At 70.7% G+C, this 21,343-nt stretch carries 18 protein-coding genes and 1 pseudogene; 11 read left to right on the top strand and 8 right to left on the bottom strand.

Going from position 1 to position 21,343, the window contains the following annotated elements; genetic code table 11:
- Positions 1-144: 144 nt before the first annotated feature.
- The 3 genes from JGS39_RS10850 to JGS39_RS10840 all read left to right on the top strand — a co-directional run bounded on the left by JGS39_RS10850 (position 145) and on the right by JGS39_RS10840 (position 4,295).
- Positions 145-1,884, top strand: a complete 1,740-nt coding sequence (locus JGS39_RS10850) for an N-acyl-D-amino-acid deacylase family protein (RefSeq protein ID WP_219568612.1) — start codon at positions 145-147, stop codon at positions 1,882-1,884.
- A complete protein-coding gene (locus JGS39_RS10845) occupies positions 1,881-3,344 on the top strand; it encodes an aldehyde dehydrogenase family protein (RefSeq protein WP_219568610.1) in 1,464 nt (487 codons plus the stop codon). Before JGS39_RS10850 ends, JGS39_RS10845 begins: the two co-directional genes overlap by 4 nt.
- 108 nt (positions 3,345-3,452) lie before the next feature.
- Entirely contained in the window at positions 3,453-4,295 is an 843-nt protein-coding gene (locus tag JGS39_RS10840) for a hypothetical protein (RefSeq protein WP_236064122.1), read from the top strand.
- A 48-nt stretch (positions 4,296-4,343) separates the two neighbouring features.
- On the opposite strand, the gene JGS39_RS10835 is transcribed toward JGS39_RS10840, so the two are convergent.
- Entirely contained in the window at positions 4,344-4,703 is a 360-nt protein-coding gene (locus JGS39_RS10835; RefSeq protein ID WP_219568608.1) for a hypothetical protein, read from the bottom strand.
- A gap of 98 nt (positions 4,704-4,801) precedes the next feature.
- On the opposite strand from JGS39_RS10835, the gene JGS39_RS10830 reads away from it, so the two are divergent.
- Positions 4,802-5,647, top strand: coding sequence for an LLM class F420-dependent oxidoreductase (locus tag JGS39_RS10830; protein ID WP_219568607.1), 846 nt, complete (start codon positions 4,802-4,804; stop codon positions 5,645-5,647).
- 16 nt (positions 5,648-5,663) lie between these two features.
- On the opposite strand, the gene JGS39_RS10825 is transcribed toward JGS39_RS10830, so the two are convergent.
- From JGS39_RS10825 to JGS39_RS10815, 3 genes are all read right to left on the bottom strand, one after another.
- Positions 5,664-6,362: a L,D-transpeptidase gene (locus tag JGS39_RS10825; RefSeq protein ID WP_308120317.1), complete on the bottom strand. Its 699-nt coding sequence runs from the start codon at positions 6,360-6,362 to the stop codon at positions 5,664-5,666.
- Positions 6,363-6,458: 96 nt separating this feature from the next.
- Positions 6,459-8,639: a choice-of-anchor A family protein gene (locus JGS39_RS10820; protein WP_219568604.1), complete on the bottom strand. Its 2,181-nt coding sequence runs from the start codon at positions 8,637-8,639 to the stop codon at positions 6,459-6,461.
- A 114-nt stretch (positions 8,640-8,753) separates the two neighbouring features.
- Positions 8,754-10,265: a hypothetical protein gene (locus JGS39_RS10815; RefSeq protein ID WP_308120315.1), complete on the bottom strand. Its 1,512-nt coding sequence runs from the start codon at positions 10,263-10,265 to the stop codon at positions 8,754-8,756.
- 116 nt (positions 10,266-10,381) lie between these two features.
- Between JGS39_RS10815 and JGS39_RS10810 the strand changes: the two genes are divergently transcribed.
- The 3 genes from JGS39_RS10810 to JGS39_RS10800 all read left to right on the top strand — a co-directional run bounded on the left by JGS39_RS10810 (position 10,382) and on the right by JGS39_RS10800 (position 16,462).
- A complete protein-coding gene (locus JGS39_RS10810; RefSeq protein WP_219568603.1) occupies positions 10,382-10,753 on the top strand; it encodes a hypothetical protein in 372 nt (123 codons plus the stop codon).
- A 160-nt stretch (positions 10,754-10,913) separates the two neighbouring features.
- Positions 10,914-13,508: a S8 family serine peptidase gene (locus JGS39_RS10805; RefSeq protein WP_219568601.1), complete on the top strand. Its 2,595-nt coding sequence runs from the start codon at positions 10,914-10,916 to the stop codon at positions 13,506-13,508.
- Positions 13,508-16,462, top strand: a complete 2,955-nt coding sequence (locus JGS39_RS10800; RefSeq protein WP_219568600.1) for an FG-GAP-like repeat-containing protein — start codon at positions 13,508-13,510, stop codon at positions 16,460-16,462. The genes JGS39_RS10805 and JGS39_RS10800 overlap by 1 nt, the downstream gene beginning before the upstream one ends.
- 283 nt (positions 16,463-16,745) lie before the next feature.
- On the opposite strand, the gene JGS39_RS10795 is transcribed toward JGS39_RS10800, so the two are convergent.
- Both JGS39_RS10795 and JGS39_RS10790 read right to left on the bottom strand, forming a co-directional pair.
- Positions 16,746-17,099 (bottom strand): DoxX family protein, encoded by a 354-nt coding sequence (locus tag JGS39_RS10795; RefSeq protein ID WP_219568599.1) that lies wholly within the window; start codon positions 17,097-17,099, stop codon positions 16,746-16,748.
- Positions 17,096-17,392, bottom strand: coding sequence for a hypothetical protein (locus tag JGS39_RS10790; RefSeq protein WP_219568598.1), 297 nt, complete (start codon positions 17,390-17,392; stop codon positions 17,096-17,098). Before JGS39_RS10790 ends, JGS39_RS10795 begins: the two co-directional genes overlap by 4 nt.
- Positions 17,393-17,475: 83 nt before the next feature.
- Between JGS39_RS10790 and JGS39_RS10785 the strand changes: the two genes are divergently transcribed.
- From JGS39_RS10785 to JGS39_RS10770, 4 genes are all read left to right on the top strand, one after another.
- The gene (locus JGS39_RS10785; RefSeq protein ID WP_219568597.1) at positions 17,476-18,387 is read left to right on the top strand and encodes a sigma-70 family RNA polymerase sigma factor; all 912 of its coding nucleotides are present in this window, start codon (positions 17,476-17,478) and stop codon (positions 18,385-18,387) included.
- A 66-nt stretch (positions 18,388-18,453) separates the two neighbouring features.
- Positions 18,454-18,819, top strand: coding sequence for a MerR family transcriptional regulator (locus JGS39_RS10780; RefSeq protein WP_219568595.1), 366 nt, complete (start codon positions 18,454-18,456; stop codon positions 18,817-18,819).
- Between the two features lie 47 nt (positions 18,820-18,866).
- Positions 18,867-19,883 carry an NADPH:quinone oxidoreductase family protein gene (locus JGS39_RS10775; RefSeq protein ID WP_219568593.1) on the top strand — a complete coding sequence of 339 codons (1,017 nt, stop codon included), beginning with the start codon at positions 18,867-18,869 and terminating at the stop codon, positions 19,881-19,883.
- Positions 19,884-19,972: 89 nt separating this feature from the next.
- Positions 19,973-20,311, top strand: coding sequence for a hypothetical protein (locus tag JGS39_RS10770; protein ID WP_236064121.1), 339 nt, complete (start codon positions 19,973-19,975; stop codon positions 20,309-20,311).
- Positions 20,312-20,344: 33 nt separating this feature from the next.
- Here JGS39_RS10770 and JGS39_RS10765 read toward each other — a convergent pair whose 3' ends face one another.
- Both JGS39_RS10765 and JGS39_RS10760 read right to left on the bottom strand, forming a co-directional pair.
- On the bottom strand, positions 20,345-20,920 hold the full coding sequence (locus JGS39_RS10765) for a hypothetical protein (RefSeq protein WP_219568591.1): 576 nt from the start codon (positions 20,918-20,920) through the stop codon (positions 20,345-20,347).
- Between the two features lie 8 nt (positions 20,921-20,928).
- Positions 20,929-21,343, bottom strand: a pseudogene (locus tag JGS39_RS10760) (hypothetical protein); the annotation flags it as partial.

The raw sequence follows: 21,343 nt of genomic DNA, 5'->3' as shown, positions 1-21,343 counted from the left end.
ACCCCGTACCCCCGCTCCTCAAACGCCGGAGGGGCTCGATCTGCGGGCGGCGTCTTCCCGGACCGCCGCTCCGCGAGCCGGGGTGCGTACCGCGGCCGTACGCACCCCGGCGCAACACAACCACCACGGAGAAGGGACCCCGTCATGCTCGACCACCTCATCCGCGGAGCGACCGTCGTGGACGGCACCGGCGGACCCTCCTACCGTGCGGACCTCGGCATCCGGGCCGGCCGCATCGCCGTCATCGCGGAGCCCGGGACCGTCGCGGAGGAGGCCGTGACCTCCGAGGACGCCACCGGTCTCGTCCTCGCGCCCGGCTTCGTCGACCCGCACACCCACTACGACGCCCAGCTCTTCTGGGACCCGTACGCCACCCCGTCGATGAACCACGGCGTCACCACCGTCGCCGGCGGCAACTGCGGGTTCACCCTCGCCCCGCTCCACCCGGACCGGCCCGAGGACGCCGACTACACCCGGCGCATGATGTCGCGGGTCGAGGGCATGGCGCTCAAGGCCCTGGAGGAGGGCGTCGACTGGAGCTGGTCCAGCTTCCGCGAGTACCTCGACGCGCTCGACGGGCGGATCGCCGTGAACGCCGGGTTCATGGTCGGGCACTGCGCCCTGCGCCGCCACGTCATGGGCGCCGACGCGGTCGGCGGCCAGCCCACACCCGCCCAGCTCGACGCGATGCTCGCCCTGTTCCACGACGCGATGGACGCCGGAGCGTGGGGCCTGTCCACCACCCAGTCCTCCACCCACTCCGACGGCGACGGACAGCCGGTCGCCTCCCGGCACGCGCTCCCCGAGGAGCTCCTCGCGCTGTCCCGGGCCGTCGGTGAGCACGAGGGCACGCAGATCGAGGCGATCGTCGCCGGCTGCCTCGACCAGTTCTCCGACGACGAGATCGACCTCTTCGTCGACATGAGCGCCGCCGCCGGGCGCCCGCTCAACTGGAACGTCCTGACCATCGACGCCGCCGTCCCCGAACGCGTACCGCGCCAGCTGATCCCCAGCGAGCGCGCCCGACGCGCGGGCGGCCGCATCGTGGCGCTGACGATGCCGATCCTCACCCCGATGAACATGTCGCTCGGCACGTTCTGCGCCCTGAACCTGATCCCCGGCTGGGGCGACATCCTCGCCCTCCCCGTCCCCGAGCGCATCGAGCGGCTCCGGGACGCGGACACCCGCGCCGAGATGCTGCGCCGCGCCGACAGCAAGGAGGCCGGCGTCTTCCGCCGCCTCGCGAACTTCGGCCGCTACGTCATCGGTGACACGTACAGCGAGGCGAACGAAGGCCTCAGCGGGCGCGTCGTCAAGGACATCGCGGCCGAACGCGGCCAGGACGCCTTCCACTGCCTCGTCGAGATCTGCGCGGCAGACGGCCTGCGTACGGTCCTGTGGCCGATGCCCACCGACAACGACCCCGACTCCTGGGCGCTGCGGCAGCGCACCTGGGAGCACGAGGACGTCATGCTCGGCGGCTCCGACGCGGGCGCCCACCTGGACCGGATGTGCGGCGCCCCGTACACGACGCGCTTCCTCGGCGACTGTCTGCGCGGCCGCAAGCTCATGCCGCTGGAACGGGCCGTGAAGATGCTGACCGACGACCCGGCCCGCCTCTTCGGCCTCCGCGACCGCGGCCGCGTCGAGGAGGGCTTCCACGCCGACCTCGTGCTCTTCGACCCCGAACGCATCGACGCGGGCCCCGCCACCCTCGTCCACGACCTGCCCGGCGACAGCCCCCGGCTCGACTCCAAGGCCCTCGGCATCGTGTCGGTCCGCGTCAACGGGGTGGAGACCCTGCGCGACGACAAGGTGACCGGCGCGGTCCCCGGGACGGTGCTCCGTTCCGGCCGCGACACCCGGACGGTGAGCACGCAATGACCACGACACCCCAGCGCCTCTTCATCGACGGCGAGTGGACCGAACCCGCGGACGGCCACTACGAGGTGGTCGACCCGGCCACCGAGGAGACCGTCGGCCTCGCCCCCGAGGCGAGCCGCGCCCAGGTGTACGAGGCGGCTTCCGCGGCCCGTGACGCCTTCGCCACCTGGTCCCGCACCCGCCCCGAGGAACGCGCCGCGATCCTCGACCGCGCCGCCGACCTGATGCAGCGCGACTTCCTCGCCAACGCCGAACTCGCACAGGCGGAGAGCGGCGCCACCACCGGAACGGCCCGCGGCATGCAGGTCGCCGTGGGCGCGGCGCGCTTCCGGCGGTACGCGAAGGGCGCGCTGGAACCGGTCGAGGAAGCGATACCGCCGCAGATCAACGAGGCGGGCCCGATGGGCCGGGCAGGGATCTTCGGGGCGCTCGCAGGCCGCCGGCCGGTCGGCGTCGTCACCTGCATCACCTCGTACAACAACCCCTGGGCCAACCCGGCCGGCAAGGTCGCCCCCGCGCTCGCGATGGGGAACACGGTCGTCGTGAAACCGGCCCCGCAGGACCCGCTCTCCGTCTACCGGATGGCCGAGGCCCTCGCGGAGGCGGGTGTACCGGCCGGGGTCGTCAACGTCGTCAGCGGCTCGGCCCCCGGTGTGGGCGAGGCCGCCGTCGACTCGCCCGACGTCGACATGGTCAGTTTCACCGGCTCGACGGCCGTCGGGCAGCGCATCGCCGAGGTCTGCGGCCGGAGCATGAAGCGGCAGCTGATGGAGCTGGGCGGGAAGGGCGCCGCCGTCGTCCTCGACGACGCCGACCTCGACTCGGCGGTCGCGGGCATCGGGACGACGTTCTCGTTCTACAGCGGTCAGATCTGTACGGCTCCGACCCGCGTCCTGGTCCAACGGGCCGTGCACGACGCGCTGATCGAGAAGTTGACCGCCTACGCCGGGTATCTGACGGTCGGCGATCCGACGGCGAAGGGCACGGTCGTCGGCCCGGTCATCTCGGCGGCTCACCGCGACCGCATCGAGTCGTACGTGGAGCTGGGCCGGAAGGAGGGGGCCCGGGTCGTCACGGGCGGCGAACGCCCGGACCCGACCGGCCGCGGCTTCTACGTCGCGCCGACGCTGCTGGCCGACTGCACCAACGACATGCGGGTGGTGCGGGAGGAGATCTTCGGCCCGGTCGTGGTCGTCGTCGCCTTCGACGACGAGGAGGAGGGCGTCGCGCTGGCCAACGACAGCGACTACGGACTGATCGACTACGTCTGGTCCGGCGATGTGGCCCGCGCCTTCCGCGTCGCCCGCCGGCTGCGCGCGGGCGGGGTCGGCGTGAACACCATCGGCCGCAACATGGAGGCCCCGTTCGGCGGGTTCAAGCGCAGCGGGGTCGGGCGGGACGTCGGCTCGTACGCGCTGCACGCGTACAGCGAACTGCAGTCGATCGTCTGGCCGGGCTGAGAGCCGCCGCAAGAGCCTGTCCCCTCCTGCGGACCTCCGCGAGGGCGGCTCTACTCTGTGCCCACGCGGCCGCGCCGGACCCGGTGCGCGCGGCGAGGAGGAGGGGACTTGCGACGAAGACATGTGCTGTGGGGCACGGTGGCCGCTTCGGTGGTCATGGCCGTGCTGGGGGCGTCGACGGCACACGCCGAGGGGCGGGGCGACATCCGGGTCGTCAAGGGGGTGGCCAACAACGGGAAGAGCGTCGTCGTCGGCATCCGCGGAACGGTGAGCTTCCCGGTCAAGCTGACGATCAAGGATAATTCGGGCGTCAAGGAGGTCGTGGATCTCGACGCGCACAGCGCTGCGACCACTTACGGGGTTCCGGCCGAGACGGTCGGGGTCACCTGCAAGAAGCTGAGCAGCACCACCTCGGACTGCACAGCGACGATGCGCTTCGATCCCGCCTGGTTTCCCGGGTACAGCGACCGCAACGCCAACGAGGGGGCCGGTGGCTGGGACATCTACGGCGTCGTCAGAGCCAACGACAGGGACTACTGGATCTACGATTCGCTCGCCCCGTTCACGTTGAAGCGAGCCGCGACGCTGAAGGTGTCCGCGACGCGGCCCAGCCTGTTCGGGACCAGCAGGCAGGTCAGGGTCACGGGTGCGCTGGCCCGGGCCGACTGGGAGGCGCTGAAATACCGCGGTTACGGCGGCCAGAGCCTGAAGCTGCAGTTCAGGAAGGCCGGCGCCGCCTCGTACACGACGGTGAAGACGGTGAGGACGAACAGCGCGGGCCAGGTCAGTACGACGGTGACCGCGTCCGCTTCGGGCACCTGGCGCTGGTTCTACCCGGGCACGTCCACCACCTCGCAGACCGCGTCCGCGGGCGACACCGTGTCCTTCGGGCCCATGGTCATGCGCTCCAGTGCGGCGAAGCTCCCACTGCACGACGTCTCGGCCGGGTGAGGGACCGCGCCGCTCGCCGCCCGACCGGGGTGGCGAGGGGCGCGGCGTCTAGGAGTTGCGCCGTGCGCGGGCGATGAGCACGAACGCGATGATGCCGACCACGATCACGGCCAGCACGATCCCCACGATCAGCCCGCCGCCGAACCCGCCGGAGCTGTGCTTCCGCCGCTTGCTCCTGCTCTTGCCCTTTGTCTTGTTCTTGCTCTTGTACGTGTGCGCGGCCTTGTGTACCCCGGTGTGGGCGGACGCCGCCCCGTCCACATGCCCCGAAGCCTGTACCGCAGCGGTACGGGAGGCGGTGGACACGGAAGCGGGCGCGGCCGCGGATGCCGCGGCGGGCGCACCGCCGACGAGCACGCCCGTCAGGAGCAGAGCGGTGAGAGTGACGCGGATGCGCTTGCGGACCATGGTGAATGACCTCCCCCGAAGTCGCCGAAGTCTCGGCTTTGCGCACGGTACGGCATACGTTTGAGCCGCCACCAGACAACGACGGAGGTGTCTTTCGTATGCGGATCGCCACGACGATCTTCCTCACCGACGAAACGATCACACCGGTGCGGCTCGCGCACCAGCTTGAGCAGCGGGGATTCGCCGGGCTCTACCTTCCGGAGCACACGCACATCCCGGTGAGCCGGGAAACTCTTTACCCGGCGGGCGGCGACCTGCCGCCCGAGTACGGCCGCACGCTGGACCCGTTCGTAGCCCTCGCACAGGCCGCCGCGGTGACCGAGCGGCTGGAACTGGGCACCGGGATCACGCTGATCACCCAGCACGACCCGATCGATCTGGCCAAGCAGATCGCGACCCTCGACCACGTCTCGGGCGGCCGTTTCACGCTGGGTCTCGGCTTCGGATGGAACGTGGAGGAGGCGGCGGACCACGGGGTGACCTGGTCGACGCGCCGGGAGCTCGGCCGCGACCGGATGGCGCTGATGCGTGCTCTGTGGTCGGCCGAACCCACGGCGTACGAGGGCGAGTTCGGCTCGGTGCGGGCGAGCCACGCCTACCCGAAGCCGGTCCAGAAGCCACGCGGCCCGGTGGTGGGCCCGCGCACCCTGATCGGCGGCGCGGCGGGCCCGAAGCTGTTCGCGCACATCGCGGAGTACGCGGACGGCTGGCTGCCGATCGGAGGCCGGGGCCTCACGGAGTCGGTGCCCGTACTCCGTACGGCGTGGGAGGCGGCGGGCCGCGACCCGAAGGACCTCCAGGTGATCCCGTACGCGGTCCTGCCGAGCCCGGGCAAGCTGGCGCACTACGCGGACCTGGGCATCGAGGAGGTCGTCCTCCAGCTGCCGCCCGCCGCGGAACCGGAGGTCCTGCGGACGCTGGACGCGTTCGCCGAGTACCTCTGAGAGGTGACCGCGCCCGTCAGCCGGCCGTACCGGGCTTCACGCCCCACACGTAGACGCGGTCGTCCACCGCGAGGAGGTCCCACAGGGCCGCCGCGTCGTCCACGGTCAGGTTGACGCAGCCCGCCGAGCCGCCGCCGTCGTACAGGTCGCCCGGGTGTCCGTGGAGAGCTTGTCCGCCGTCGAAGAACTGGGCGTACGGCATGGGGGCGTTGTCGTAGATCGTGGAGACGTGGTCGCGGTTGCGCCAGTAGATCGAGTGCCACCCCGGCCGGGTCTCCTGCGCGTCGCGGCCCGTGCGGATGGGTGCGGGTCCGAAGACGACCCGCTTGCCCTTCTGTACCCACAGCAGCTGGCGGTCCATGTCGACGCAGGTGACGCGGGAGGACTCGACCGGGCAGTGTCCGGCGGCGTTCGGGTCGGGGGTGGCCTCGACGACGAGCACGGTGCGGTACGTCCCGAGGTCGGCGCGGCCGTCGGCGTGCGGCCGGCCGTGCGCGGTCTGGAAGGACCGGATGGCCCGGCAGTCGGCCATGGACTGGCGGCCGTCCACGGGCCGGCCCAGGTGCTTCTCCAGCTGGCGCTGGTACGGGCCGGCCGGCGCCGTGCACGCGGTGTCGTCCGCGGAGGCTGGGGCGGCCGTCGAGGGGGCCGCGGTACACAGCAGTGCCGTGGCCGCTGTGGCGACCACGGCACCGATGAGGCTGTTGGGGCGCACTGCCGGACCTCCTGGCGGATCGGGAACCGAGTCCTGCCAGCCAAGCAGCACCCCCGCCCGGCCGCCCATCGTTGGGCGGCCGGGCGAGTGATCAGGTCAGGCGCGGGCGCCCTGGTGGACCCGCTTCTTGCAGTCCTTGCCCTTGCACGGTTCGCCGCGCTCGTTGGCCAGCTCGACGGTGACGCCCTGCGAGCTGTTGGCCTCCGTCACCTCGAACGGCCCCGAGACGGGGTTGGCCGGCAGGACGTAGCCCTCGGGTACGGCGGTCTCGCGCAGGTAGTACGCACCGAGGGGCAGGTCGTCGAACGTGCACTCACCCGTGTCGTCGGTCGAGCACCCCGCGTCGGCGAGCGTGTCGGGGTTCGTTCCGGCCGTCTGCAGGCCGGGCACGTCGTTGGTCTCGCGCCACAGCTCGAAGACGGCTCCGGCGAGCGGCTGACCGTTCTTCGCGTCCGTCTTCTCCAGGGTGAGCGAACCCGTGACCGTCGGCACCGGCTCCTTGGTGTTGGTGGCCTCGACCTGGACTCCGGTGTCGGCGTTGTCCTCGGTCAGCACGAGCGGGCCGAACACGGCCGGGTCCGGCAGTTCGTAGCCGTCGGGAGCCGCTGTCTCCTGCCAGTAGTACGTGCCGGGCGTGGTGGTCTCGATGCAGACGCCGTTGGCCGGTGTGGTGCAGGTGTCCACGAGGGTGTCGGGGTTGGTGCCGGTGGTCTGGAGGCCGTCGACGCCGTTGGTCTCGCGCCAAAGTTCGAAGTCGGCTCCGGCGAGCGGGTCGCCGGTCTCCGCGTCGGTCTTGAGGACGCGCACCTCACCGGTGACCGGCGGTACGGGCTCTTCGGTGTTGGTGGCCTCGACCTGGACTCCGGTGTCGGCGTTGTCCTCGGTCAGCACGAGCGGGCCGAACACGGCCGGGTCCGGCAGTTCGTAGCCGTCGGGTGCTGCCGTCTCGCGCCAGTAGTACGTGCCGGGCGTGGTGGTCTCGGCGCAGACGCCGTTGGCGGGTGTGGTGCAGCTGTCCACGAGGGTGTCGGGGTTGGTGCCGGTGGTCTGGAGGCCGTCGACGCCGTTGGTCTCGCGCCAAAGTTCGAAGTCGGCACCGGCGAGCGGGTCGCCGGTCTCCGCGTCCGTCTTCAGGACGCGCACCTCACCCGTGACCGGCTGCGGTCCGTCGCAGTCCGGGAGGTCGCCGTTGAACGGGTACGCGTGGAACTCCTGGCCGCCACCGCCGGTCGCGGAGCTGGTGTGCGTCACCGAACCGGTGGTGAAGAACCTGCCGTTGACGCCCGGAAGGGACACGGTGGTCATCGAGGACTGCTCGCCCATCAGGAAGCTGCCCTGGAACTGGCCGGTCCCCGCGAGGTCCACGGTGGTGGCGTCCGGGAAGTTCCACAGGAGGCGTTCCCGGTAGGCGTTCAGCGGGTCGGTGTCCGCGATTCCGCCGCTGTAGGTGTTGATCGCACGGTCGGCCCCGATGACGTTGACCAGGATCGTCGCGTCGTCGGGGATGCTGTCGGGAGCGAAGACGACTCCCTGCTGGCCGCCGCCGTCGGCCGTCATGTCGAAGTCGACGTTGAAGACCTGGAGGGCGGACGTCCCGTCACCCGTGAAGAGCGTCTGCGTGCCCTGGTTGACCGCGGTCCCGGTCGGGGTCCGGAGCTCTCCGCCGGGCCGCGCGTAGCACTGGCTGGCGTCGGTGAGCTGGTCGCGCAGGTCCACGTAGGGTGCCGCGGCGTCCGGGTCCTGGACGAGGGCCCCGGTGACGGTGCCGGTCTGCGTACCGGCGTAGCGCACGGTGCCCACCTCGTCGACGATGCCGCCCGTCGTGTCGAGGGTCTCGCCGGCGGCGATCGTCACGTCTCCGCCGGTGGTCAGGAAGTCGGAGTCGACGGGCGGCGGGACACGGGATCCGACACCGACGATCCCGAGGTTGTACGAACCGCCCGCCTCCGGGTCCTTGTCCTGGTCGAAGTCGTCGAGCACCACGACCCGGCCCTCGGCCTCGGCCGCCCGGCCGCGTACGAGGAAGTCGTCCCCGACGTAGATGTTGATCGCGTCGTCCCGGCCCGCGAAGTCCCCGTTGTTGATCGGCGGGAACGGGTCCGGGCAGTCGCCCGGCACGCACGGGCCCAGGCCGCCGGGCAGCGGCGCGGCGGCGGCGGGTGCCGCGCTCAGGCCGAGGGTGAAGGCGGGGACGACGGTCGCCAGCACGGCGCAGGCCGCGCCGGTGGCGCGGGCGCGTGCGCGCAGCGCGGCAAAGCGCTTGGTCATGGGTCTCATACGGGCATCCTGGGCAGCGGCGGCGCGCCGGCCCCGAGGCGACACGTGCCATTGCCCCGTCCAGCGGCCGACCCCACCCGGACGGTCCGCCACCGGATGCGCCACCGGCCCTGGTCAGCGGTCCGCCCCGGCACCCTCCCCAGGAGCCGCGGCGATCAGCGCGTACATCGTCGCGACCGGCAGCGCCGGATTCGCCGCGGCCCGCCGCCCGAGCTCCGGGTCGTCGAGCAGCGCCGCGATGCGGTCCTGCGGCAGCCGCGGGTGGCGGGCCGCGTCCGCGCGGACCTGGGGGTCGGGGTCGCGGGTGAGCCGGTCGGCGACGTCCCCGGGCGTCCCGGGGTCGAGCAGGGCCAGCCGCCTGACCGCCGGATCCTCGTCGCCGGCGAACCGGGCGAGTCCGGCGCGGGGGAAGTTGCCGTGCCCGGTCAGATGCCACCGGTCGCAGCCGGTGTACTCCAGGAAGCAGCGGAGCAGCAGCGCGGCCGGGGCGTCCGGATGGTTCTGGCCGAGCAGGACCCGGACGCCGAGGTCGGAGTCGTCCGCGAGGAGCGCGACCAGGTCGGCGGGGAGATGCGGCTCGCGAGCGGCCCGCCGACGCAGGAGCGGGTGGGCGGACAGGGCGAGGGCGCGGATCTGCTCCGGGTCGGGCAGCAACTCCGGGTCGTACGGCGGGCTGTGGAGGAACGGCCCGCCCTGCTCTACCTCGTAGTCGATCGCGGCCCGTTCCGCCTCGGTCAGCGCCGGGTGTACGGAGAGGGCGAGGCGCACCTCCGGGCCGGGATCCACGGCGAGTGCGCTGCGCTCGGCCGGCCCCAGGTCGGGCCGGGTGGCGACGCGGGTGCGCACCTTGGGGTCGGGGTGGGCGGCCAGCAGGGCCACGGTCTCCGGCGGCAGACTGTCATTGCGGGCGATCAACCACGCGTGCCGTGGCAGCGCCGCCGCCACGACGTCCGGGGCGAGTGCTCCGTACATCAGCAGGTGCGTGTGCGCATGGCAGGGGTGCGCGGGCAGGCTCTCCCGCACCGCGTCCGGGTCGCGGAGCCGTTCGTACGAGCGTCGGCTTTCGTCGGCCGACTTCCGCACCTCCGGGTCCGGGTCTGCCAGCAGGGCGTCCTGTACGTCGGGTGTCAGGGACTTCCAGGAGAGGCGGCCGATCCCCATGCAGCGGACCTTCGCCGAGGGGTGAGTGGTCATCGCACGCTGCAGACCGGGTGAGACCAACCGGTTGAGCTCCCACAGGTGGTCGCTCTCGTACGTCTCGATGATCCGTACGACGGTCCGGTCCGGCAACGGCCGGGGCATGCACGTGCCGCCGGCCCGGGGCTCCCGGGCCAGACTTCCCCGTACGCGATACTCCGGATCGTCCACCAGCCGTGCCCGCTGCTCCGGACCGGCGTACGGGTTCTCGGCGAAGAAGCCTCGCGTGGTCCCGTCCGGGTGGGCCACGACCGCGTCCACCACGGGACCGGGCAGCGCCCGGTCCCGGCACAGCGCCATCCGTACGGCCGCGGACCCGCCGGCCAGCAGCCGCAGCAGGACGTCGACGGGTGCGGCCGGATTGAGCGCCACCCCGGCCAGTCGGCGCTCGGCCGGACCGGCGGATTCGGATATCTGCTCAGGAGTCACGGCGGAATGGTCGCACGGCCACGCGGCGTTCACGCCGACTGCTCGGGGCCCCGTCCGGCAGGTCATGGCGATGGCAGAGTGGGCCCGTGAGTTGAAGCATCTTCCTGCTCCGCTTCGTGGACGGCGAGGTCGTCGCCCTGGACACCGAACGGTTCCGGCAGGCGACCGCGCCGTACGTGGTGGAGGGCTGCCCGGAGGACTTCTCCCGACTCCGCGCGGAGGACGGGGGCGAGGCGGACCTCTATCACCCGGTTCACGGCGAAGAGGGCATGTCCTGTGTGACGGCGACCCACTTCGCGCGAGGCGCGATGAGCGGCGTGCTCGCCGGGCCGGCGGCGGCCCTCGGGTCCGCGATCCTGCCCCAGGACGGAGACGCGCTGATCTTCGACGAGGACGGTCGCTCTCAACTGCCCGAGGACCTGCGGGGGAGCGCGCTTGTCATCGCCCCCACGGTGGATGGGTTCGAGGCGGCCTTCGGCGCGCGCTGAGCGGCGGCCCCTGCCCCCGACCGCCCACCGCGCCAAGGAAGTTGCCCGGCAGCTTCGTACCGGCGCGGACTCGGTGCGATCAAGTGGGCTGTAATGGCCGAGTAACGGCGGCCTCCTAGGGTCCGGGCACCCGACTGCCTTCCCCCGGAGGAGTGCCTCGATGCACCTGCCCCGATCGCCCAGGCGTAGACGTGCCGTGTGGGCGGTGGCCTCGCTCGGCGCGGCCGCCGCGCTGCTGGCCAGTCCCGTACCCGCCCTTGCCAACTCCGCCGACTCCGAACCGTCGGGCCCGGCATCGGCCAAGATCGACGCCGGACTCGCGTCCGCCGTGCGCAACGGCGCGGACGCCCGCTTCTTCGTCGTGCTCAAGGACCAGGCCGACCTCACGGCCGCCAAGCGCAAGACGACCCACGCCCAGGCGGCCCGGGCCGCCTACAAGGCGCTGCGCGACACCGCGCACACGGGCCAGCGCTCACTCACCACCTTCCTCGACAAGAAGAAGGTCGGGCACCAGGACTACTGGATCGCCAACACGGTCCAGGTGACCGGCGACCAGGCACTCGTGGACGAGCTGGCGAAGCGTTCCGACGTGGCCAGGATCGTCAAGGCGCGGACGTACAAGCTCGACGACATCGAGACGTCCGACAGCAAGGTCACCGCGAAGCGCACCCAGGCCGGGACCGACTCCTCCGCCACGGGCGACGACACCCCGGAGTGGGGTATCAAGGACATCAAGGCCGACCAGGTCTGGTCGCAGTACGACAACCGCGGCGAGGGCATCGTCATCGCCAACGTCGACTCCGGCGTGCAGTACGACCACCCGGACCTGGTGCAGCAGTACCGGGGCAACAACGGCGACGGCTCGTTCACGCACGACTACAACTTCTACGACCCGTCCGGGGTCTGCGGCGCCGACGGCGCACCGTGCGACAACCAGGGCCACGGGACCCACACGATGGGCACGATGGTCGGCAAGCACGGCATCGGTGTCGCCCCCGACGCGAAGTGGATCGCGGCCAAGGGCTGCGAGTCCGACAAGTGCACGGACGACTACCTCCTCAAGGCCGGGCAGTGGATCCTCGCCCCGACCGACCACAACGGGCAGAACCCGCGCCCGGACCTCGCGCCGAACATCGTCAACAACTCCTGGGGCGGTGACGACAACACCTTCTACAAGGACATCGTCGAGGCCTGGAACTCCGCAGGCATCTTCGAGGCGTTCGCAGCCGGCAACGACGGTGACGGCGTCACCTGCTCCACCACGCACCCGCCGGGCGCTCAGGTCGCCTCCTACGGCGTGGGCGCGTATGACTCCGCCGGCAAGATCGCCAAGTTCTCCGGCTTCGGCCCCTCCCCGATCGACGGCCTCGCGAAGCCGAACATCTCGGCACCCGGCGTCGACGTCACGGCCACCTGGCCCGGTTCGCAGTACAACACCATCAGCGGTACGTCGATGGCGACCCCGCACGTCGCGGGCGCGGTCGCGCTGCTGTGGTCGGCGGCCCCCTCGCTCATCGGTGACATCGAGGGCACCCGCGCGCTCCTGAACGAGGGCGCGCGCGACGTCGAGGACACGCACTGCGGCGGCACCGCCGGCATGAACAACGTGTGGGGCGAGGGCAAGCTCGACATCTTCGCCTCCGTGGAGAAGGCCCCGCACACCGCGGTGACGGTGTCCGGAAAGATCACGGACAAGGCGAGCGGCGCCGCGCTGTCGGGCGTCACCGTCAAGGCCGTGAACGACTCCACGAACCGCTCGGTGACCACCGGAACCGACGGCTCCTACCGGCTGTCGCTGCTCCCGGGCACCTACAGCTTCTCGGCCGGCTCCTACGGCTACGTGACCGGCACGGTGTCCGGCGTCGAACTGGCCACGGGTCAGCCCCTGACGCAGGACCTCGCGCTCACCCCCGTGCCGGCGCACCAGGTGACCGGCAAGGTCCTCGACGTCACCGGCCGGCCGCTCGCGAAGGCCACCGTCTCCGTGACCGGCACCCCGGTCGCGGCGGTCACGACCGACAGCCAGGGCCTGTTCACCCTGCCGAAGGTCGCCGAGGGCGCCTACACGCTGTCCGTCGCCCCGGCCGCCCCGGTCGTGTGCAACGGCGTCTACAACGGCGCGCTGAAGGTCGACGGCGACGAGACGGCAGACGTCAAGCTGCCCAACCGCACGGACGCGGCCGGCACCTACTCCTGCGCCCCCGTCGCCTCCTCCTGGGTCAAGGGCTCGAAGAGCATCGCCCTGACCGGTGACGAGGACGCCACGAAGATCAGCCTGCCGTTCCCGGTGAGCCACTACGGCGTGAGTTACACCAGCGCCTCCGTCACCACCAACGGCCTGGTCAACTTCCTCCAGCCGCGCCTGGGCGACTACGTCAACACCGCGCTGCCGGCGCCGGCCCAGCCCAACGGCGTCGTCGCGGCCTTCTGGGACGACCTGACCCTGGACAAGAAGTCGAGCGTCCAGACCGCCGTCACCGGCAAGACCGGCTCCCGGCAGTTCGCGATCGTGTGGAACAACGCCGCCTTCGCCTCCGACACGTCGGTACGCGTCTCCTTCGAGGCCCTCTTCGACGAGGCCACCGGCGCCGTCACCCTCCAGTACAAGGGCATCGGCAGCAACGTGTCGCAGCGCGGCGGTTCGGCGACCACCGGCATTGAGAACCAGGCCGGCACCGACGGTCTCGGCAGCTCGTTCAACGAGACCGTCCTCAGCGACGCCACCGCCCTCCGCTTCTCCCCGAAGGACATCTGATGAGAAACCCGCAACGACGGGGCCTGCGCCTGGCCTCCATGCTGGTTGCCTCCGGCCTCGCCCTGAGCGTCGCCCCGGCGGTCCACGCCGACGACAGCAACGGCCTCCTGAAGCTCACCGACAGCCAGGCCGCCGAGATGGCCGGCCGCCTCATGCCCGACGTCTACGGAGACGGGCGCGGCCAGGGCGATGCCCGGCAGACCGCCGAGGCAGCCGAGGCAACCGCTGACAAGACCGCCTCCGCAGCGGGCGAGGGCGCCACCGCAACCGACACCGGTGCGTCGACCGACGCCACCGCCAACTGGAAGCTGACCAAGAAGTCCGGCATCGAGGGCGCCCAGGGCATGGCCGCCACGTTCCCCGTCGGCGGCTCCAAGGGCGACTACTTCAGCGTCAACGGGCTCAGCCCGATCCAGCGCGTCGACGCCGACGGCAAGCAGCTCTGGTCGCGCGACGCCACGTCCCTGGACGCGGACTGGCAGATCACCCCGTCCCCCCGCGGCAGCAAGGAGCCCTACCCGCCCGCCGTGGTGATGGGCTTCAACGCGATCAGCCCCTTCGCCATGGCCAGCGACGACGGTGTCACCACCGGCGACCTGACCGGCGACGGCGTGGACGACATCGTGTTCACCGCCGAGGTCGGCGTACTGCCCTACCGCCCGTTCACCTCCCCCGGCTCCTCGCTGCCCAACGGCACCTTCGTCACGGTCCTGGACGGCGCCACCGGCAAGACACTGTGGTCGAAGCTCTACGCGGCCGCCTACAACGTCAAACTGGTCGGCAAGACGCTCGTGATCGCGGACTCCGCGTTCTCCAACATGAACTCCCCGGCCGGCTCCAAGGCCACCCTGACCGGCATCCGCTTCGACTTCACCGGCGGCAAGCTCACCCCGAAGCAGACCTGGACGCACGACGCCGAGCTCTACGCCGGCGTCCAGTGGGGCTCGCTCCAGCCGCTGGGCGACGGACTGATCGCCGCCTCCTGGAACCAGGACCGCGACTACGCCACCGACCAGACCCCCAGCGGCCACACCCTGGTGATCGACACCGAGGACGGCAGCGTCAAGTGGTCGCAGACCGGCAGCCTCTACGTACGGCAGCTGCGCCTGGACGCCAAGCGTGACCGCGTCGTGGCGCTGGAGCAGTCGGACTACACCGAGGGCGTGAAGTACGAGATCGCCGCGTACGACATCGCCGACGGCACCCGGACCACCCTCACCGAGCGGATCAACGCGCTTCCCCTCGCGCTGGAGATCGGTGACATCCAGGGCAACTCCAAGCCGGAGTACACGGTCAGCGAGTCGACGCTCGCGGAGTCCAAGTACAGCCCGGTTCCCGACATGAACACCAACAGTGTCCGCGCACTCGACGGCGACGACGCGAGCCTGCTCTGGGCGCACACCGTCAAGCGGACGGGCGACGAGGGCGACGTCGCCGCCGCCTGGGGCCTGAAGGCGGCCGACGGCAAGATCGTCGCCACCTACCTGGACGAGGCGGACCGCCAGGCCGCCGAGAACCGCTACGGCTCCCACTACGCCAAGATCTCCGTTCTCAGCGGCACCAAGGGTGCCGTGAAGTGGGAGAAGAGCGGCGTCATCGGCTCGCCTCTGTTCACCGAGCCGTTCAAGGACGGCTCGTGGCGGATACGGACCGTCGACACCGACCAGAACGTACGCGTCTACAACCTCGGCAACGGCGCGGAGAAGGCCGTGCAGCCGCTGGAAGGCGTCCCCACCACCGCCGCCACCACGGACATCAACGGCGACAAGAAGAACGACGTCGTCCTCGGCGGCTCGTCCAACGGCCTGTACGCCTACGACGGCACGTCGATGGTCGCCGGTCAGCCGAAGCGGCTGTGGTCGACGACGCTGCCCGGCCGCGTGGTCCAGGTCATCAAGGCCGACACCACCGGTGACGGACGCGACGAGCTGATCGTCGCCGCGAGTACGGCGACCGCCATCGTCGACGCCCGCACCGGCAAGGTCCGCACCGTCATCGAGGCGGGCGCCGGCGAGTACGTCCGCAACGTCGTCGCCTCCGACCTCGACGGCGACGGCGTCGCCGAGGTGACCGTGGCGACCGACAAGGTCCGTGCCTACGAGGGCAACGGCTCCCTGAAGTGGGAGTACACGGTCCCGGCGTCGATCGGCACCCCGGCGTTCGCCGACCTGTCGGCCGCCGACGGCAAGATCTACGCCCAGTACCAGACCCGTGGCCAGGGCCCCACCGCTCCGGTCGCCGTGGGCGGCGTCGCGCTGAACGGCAAGAACGGCTCGGCCGCCTGGTCGTTCACCCCGAAGGCACCCAGCACCAGCCAGGGCAACATCCTCGGCATGCCGCTGCGCGCCGGCACGTTCGCCTCGTCCGGCATCCCGTACGCCGACGGCCACGCGGTGGTCTTCACCTACGTGGTGCGCAGCAACTCCGAGCAGCAGTATGCCAACCAGTTGACCAATATGGTCCAGATCCGGGACGGCCGTACCGGCAAGCTCCTGCACGAGGCCGTCGCGGGTGGCTACGCCACCCTCGCCAACTGGATGACGGGCCCCGAGGGCCTGGTGGAGAACAGCCTCGCCTCGCTCCGCACCTACGGTGCGGGCGGCCTGGACCGCAGGCCTCTGGCCATAGGCGAGATCCGCAGCGGTTCCTTCGCCACCGGCCCCGACGGCGCCCGCATCCTCGTCCGCAGTGGCGAAACGTTCGTTGCCCTCTACAAGCCCGAGGTCCTGCAGGCCGACGAGGGCGCCTACCAGACGGCCGTCACCGGCTTCAACGCCTGGGGCGCACGCGAGCACTTCGTGGCCGACCTCGACGGCGACGGCAAGGACGAGATCGTCACCCTGCCCTTCGACGCCTACGGCACCGACCGCACGGCGGGCCTCGTCGGCAACGAGGTGTCGGGCTCCTACACCGCCATCCGTTCGGCGATCACCCTGACCATCGACAACGCCTGATACCCAGCACCCTCCTCTGAGCCGGCGTCCCCGCACCACTGCGGGGGCGCCGGCTCAGTCATGTGCGCGAACACCCGCGCGGCCCGGGCCGGTTAGCGTGTAACGCGCGAGTAATGCCCCAGTAATGGCCCCGACATACGGTTCCGGAGATCCCTACGCCTCGCCCGGCTTCTCTGGGGTGGTACTGGGGAACCGCCGACCGGCGGAATTTCAGAGAGGGCGAGGCGTAGGGATCGCCCGTCCCCCGGGACGGCCTGCCACCGAGCGGGTGCGTCGGCGTGGGTCATAGTTCGCCCACGAAGAAGGTGGTGCCGGCGACTGCGAGTAGGAGAAAGCCGCCGGGAAAAGCGATGTTGCAGAAGACGCGTGCGCGGACATGAGCCAGGACCGCGCCGATGAAGAACACGGTCAAGCCGGCTCCTGCCGCCAGACCCAGCCAGTGGAACCCGAGCAGCCCCATGAGAAGGCCGGCGGCGCCCGCGAGTTTGAGGGTTGCCAGGTACGGCAGCGCAGTTGGGGGGAGTCCAACCTCTGCGGAGTTCGCCAGCACGAACGGTGCCCGGGCGTAGTCCGCGATCGCGATGAGCGCGTTCGCGACGACGCACCCAACAGTGGCGATGACCAGTACGGAGTTCACGAGTGGTACGACCCCACGACGGTGAACGGTCCTGGCAGAACCGGCGCTCCCACGGCGCGGCCGGTCCGGTCGCGCAACTGAGCGGCTTGCGGCAGTCCCGCCACCGGGTTCTCCGCCGGCTCCTCCATTTCGAGGGCCAGGATGAAGTCCGGCCCCGGCTCACTGGCGTACGCCGTGCAGACGACGCCCTGGGGTGATGCCGTTCGGAGGGCGGCAAACACCCTGACAAGGTGCGACCGGAACTCGGCAGCTGTGCCGTTGTCGGTGCGGAACCGCACCATCTGTAGGCTCATGACGTTGTCATCTCCTCGGGATGCGAACAGGAATGGGTTGAACCGACCGTCCTGACGTCCGCAAGTCCGGAAAGGTGACACCCATGCCGATCACGGTCGAAGAATTCGAGACCGCACGACCGCATCTGCTGTCGGCTGCCCACCGCATGCTCGGCTCGGCCCATGACGCCCAGGACGCTGTCCAGACGGCATGGCTGCGGGTCATGACTTCCCGGTCCTCAGCAACGATTGAGAACCCGTCAGCCTGGCTCACGACTGTCACCGCGAGAGTCTGCCTGGACGAGCTGCGCGCCCGGCGCCGTCGCAACGACGCACCGCTGCTCGCGGACGCCATCCCGGCCGCGGAGCTGGCCGCGGACGAAGCGGTCCTGCGTACGGAGGACGTCTCCCGGGCCCTCATGGTCCTGTTGAACCAGTTGACCCCATCCCAACGGGTCGCGTACGTCCTGCATGACCTGTTCTCCGTGCCGTTCGACCAGGTTGCGCACGTGCTGGGCGGGACAGCGTCCGGCGCCAAGAAGCACGCCAGCAGGGCCCGGCAACGCCTCGACAACCCTCAGCGCGCCTCGGAACAGAACGGTCGGCCGGACCAGCAGATCGTCGAAGCCTTCCTTGCGGCAGCCCGAACCGGGGATACGCGCAGAATGATCCAACTGCTCGCGCCCGACAGCGTCCGCGACGCCGACGCGGCACTCCTGCCTCGCGGAGCCCGCACCGCCGTCATCGGTGCTGTCGACATTGCCAACGAGACCGTGCACTTCCGTGATCGCATTCAGTCGGCTTGCAGACTCACCGTCAACAACAAACCGGTGTATCTCATCGCCCCGGGAGGACATCCCCTCGCCACGATCGAGGTCAGCACAGCGAACCGGAAGGTCACGAGAATCACGCTGCGACCGGCCCAGGCCGACGACCACTTCGCGGCCGCCCCGCCGTCACCAACGTCCGCGTCCCGAAGGCTGGTTGGTGCGGGACATGAGGTTGTCGACGCCTGAGCAGGTCGTCAACCCGTTCGTTGCGGGGCCGGAAGATTCCAGTGCGGCCGGACGTTGACAGCAGGTATGAAGATCAGCGAAGCCTCCAGAGCCAGCGGCGTGAGTGCGCGATCGTTGCGGCACTACGAGAACGAGGGTCTGATCGTCCCTGGCCGTTTCAGCAACGGTTTCCGTGACTACTGCCAGTCCACCATCGACCGGGTGCTCGTCATCCGCTCGCTGCTGGAGTCCGGGCTGCCCGTGAGGTTGATCAGGGACGTCCTGCCCGGCCTCACTGACGGATCCGATGCCGGCACCGAGGCGGTGTGCTCGGAGTTCCTGCACGAGGTGCAGGGCTATCGCGATCGGCTTGCTGCTCGCATCGCCGTGCTCAGCGATCAGCAGGCGGCACTCGACGCCTACCTGGGAGAGGCCCGCCGTACTGATCTCTGACAGCCGCTTGACCTTGACGCAAGTGTGAAGTTCCTAGGGTCGGTTGCATGGAGACCAACAGGCAGCAGAACACCATCGAGCAGAACGTCCGAGCCCTGGTCCAGCAGTCGCACCAGGGGCCGACGGACTTGACCCTCACGACGGATCGCCACCGCCCCACCCCGGGATCCGGCGAGTACTTGATCCGCGTCGGTGCGGCCGGGGTCAACTTCGCCGATGTCATGCAGACCCATGGCACCTACGGGGGAGGTCCGCAGGCCCCCTACGTGGCGGGCTTCGAGGCCGCCGGTGAGATCGTGGGAGTCGGCCAGGACGTCGAGAATCCGCTGCCGCTCGGCACCCACGTCGTCGGAGCCGGACCGGGCGCCTTCGCGCAGTACATGACGATGCCGGCGGCGGGTGTGCTTCCTGTGCCGCCCGGCTGGAGTGACGCCCAGGCTCTTGGCCTGGTGTTGAACTGGGCCACCGCGTTGGCGGCACTGAAGCCGTTGGGCGAGGTCAAGGCGGGTGAGGTGGTGCTCGTCCACGCCGCGGCCGGCGGCGTGGGGCAGGCCGCGGTTCGTCTTGCCCGCCACTACGGTGCGCGGGTGATCGCAACGGCCTCACCGGCGAAGCACGCAGCTGTCAAAGAGCTCGGCGCCGACGAAGTGCTGGACAGCCGGCGCCCCGATCTGGCTGAGGAGATCATCCGCCTGACCGGCGGGGTCGACCTGGTCCTGGAATCGGTGGGCCAAGCCACGTTCCGGGCCGGCCTCGCGGTCACCAGGCCCTTCACCGGACGCATCGTCGTGTTCGGCGCCGCCTCCGGTGACGCCACTCTGACCACACACGACCTGGTCTTCACCCACCAGGTCCAGATCAAGGGCCTGCACATCGGCGCGCTGGCGGTCGCGGCCCCGTCCCTCTACCAGTCGTTGCTCGTCGAGATCGAGGCTCTCATCGCCCAGGGCGTCTACCCGCCCGGCACCCCACACGTCCATCCCCTGGCCGAAGGACCGGCGGTGCTCCAGCGCCTCGAAGCGGGCGAGACCCAGGGCAAGCTTGCCCTCGATCCCTGGCGCTAGGAACGCCTGCGCTTGCCCGCAATGCTCCGCCCGGCGACCGCCTTACCCTGCCCGGCGATCCGCCCGCCACCGACGACCCCGCACCGCCCATGCCCGACGGGAACCTTCTGGAGCCGGTCACGCTCACCAAGCCGGAGAACTGCTACGCGGACAAGTTCGCCGCACACGTCACGACCGCACTCAAGGACACCGGCGAGAACGCCGCCGAGGTGCGAGCCGCACTCAATCGCGCCGGATACCCCAATGAGTTGATCGTGGACATGAAGCCGGAGAGCGGCTCCCCCCGAGTGCGGATCGACCTGCGCGAATGGGACACCCGCGTCGCCCTCCAGGTGGTGCACCACAGCACCGGGGGCGCCCACGTGGAAAAGTTCGGCGCACAGCCCACAGCGCCTCTCAAGGACGTCCGGTACATCCCGGAGGGGTGATCATCCGTACGAGACCACCCGCGGCTGCGTGCCTCAAGGGCGCAAGGCCTCAAGTTCAGCCGCGCGACGGAGATCCTTCGGTCGGCCGAGAGCGCGCCGCATACGGATCAGATCGTCCAAGTCGACGTACCTGATGGCGAATCCCTCAGGGTCACGGGTGCTGACGGCCCGGGGGAGGCAGGACAGGACATCCATGTCGCCCCAGGGGAGGGCGGGCGTGCACAGATCGCCGCTGACGCCGGGCACCTGGTACTCCACCTGCGGCCGGTCCAGCGCGGGCAGAGTCGTGCAGCCTGTGGCGGCCAGGGCCTCACGCAGGGCACGTCCCTCTTCGGGCGAGCCGTCCCACAACAGGTCGAGGTCACCCGTCAGATCGGTCGAGCCGTGCATGATCCCGGCGACCTGACCGATGACCACCGCGCGCGACCCGGCCTCGTACAGAGCCCGCAGCAGGGGCAGCGGATCGAAGCCGAGCGCACCGTCCGTTGAGAACGTACCGGCGACGTCATCGGCATCCTCCGGGCCGCGTCCCGTGGCAGTACGTTCGCGGGTGGCCTCCTGAGTGCGACGGAGGGCCTGACGGAGGAGGAGCGCTGCGGTCTCGTTCACCGGCCCATTCAACCGCAGCTGTTCAGTGGGTACGTGTCCGTGGCCCCTGCGCACTCGTCGCAGGTGCCCGGTTCCGGAGCCCTGAACGCCCGGTCGCAGCCGTCGCAGTTCTGCATCGGCACGGGCAGGTACGCGGCGGGCAGCGAGCGCCCGGACGGCAGGGACACGGTGAGCCGGTGCCTCATCAGCTGTGCAGGGAACCGCACGGGCCTGGGCAGGTCCTCGGTGAGCGCCTTGCGTACGGCGGCGGGCGAGGCGCCCCGCTCGAACCAGGCGGCCACGCCCGGGGTGAGGAAGTCGATCTGCTCCGCGGTCAGGACGAGTTCGGCGTCCTGATTCTGTAGCCCGACGAGGAGGAGCGCGGCAGCCTGGAGCAGCTGCGGTCGGGGGTTCACCGGCTGCGGCAGCGGGGGGCGCGGGGGC

This window comes from Streptomyces poriferorum (assembly GCF_019399235.1).
Taxonomy (GTDB): domain Bacteria; phylum Actinomycetota; class Actinomycetes; order Streptomycetales; family Streptomycetaceae; genus Streptomyces; species Streptomyces poriferorum.
The sequence above is the reverse complement of the archived record's forward strand: the minus strand, read 5'-3'. Positions and strand labels throughout refer to the sequence as shown.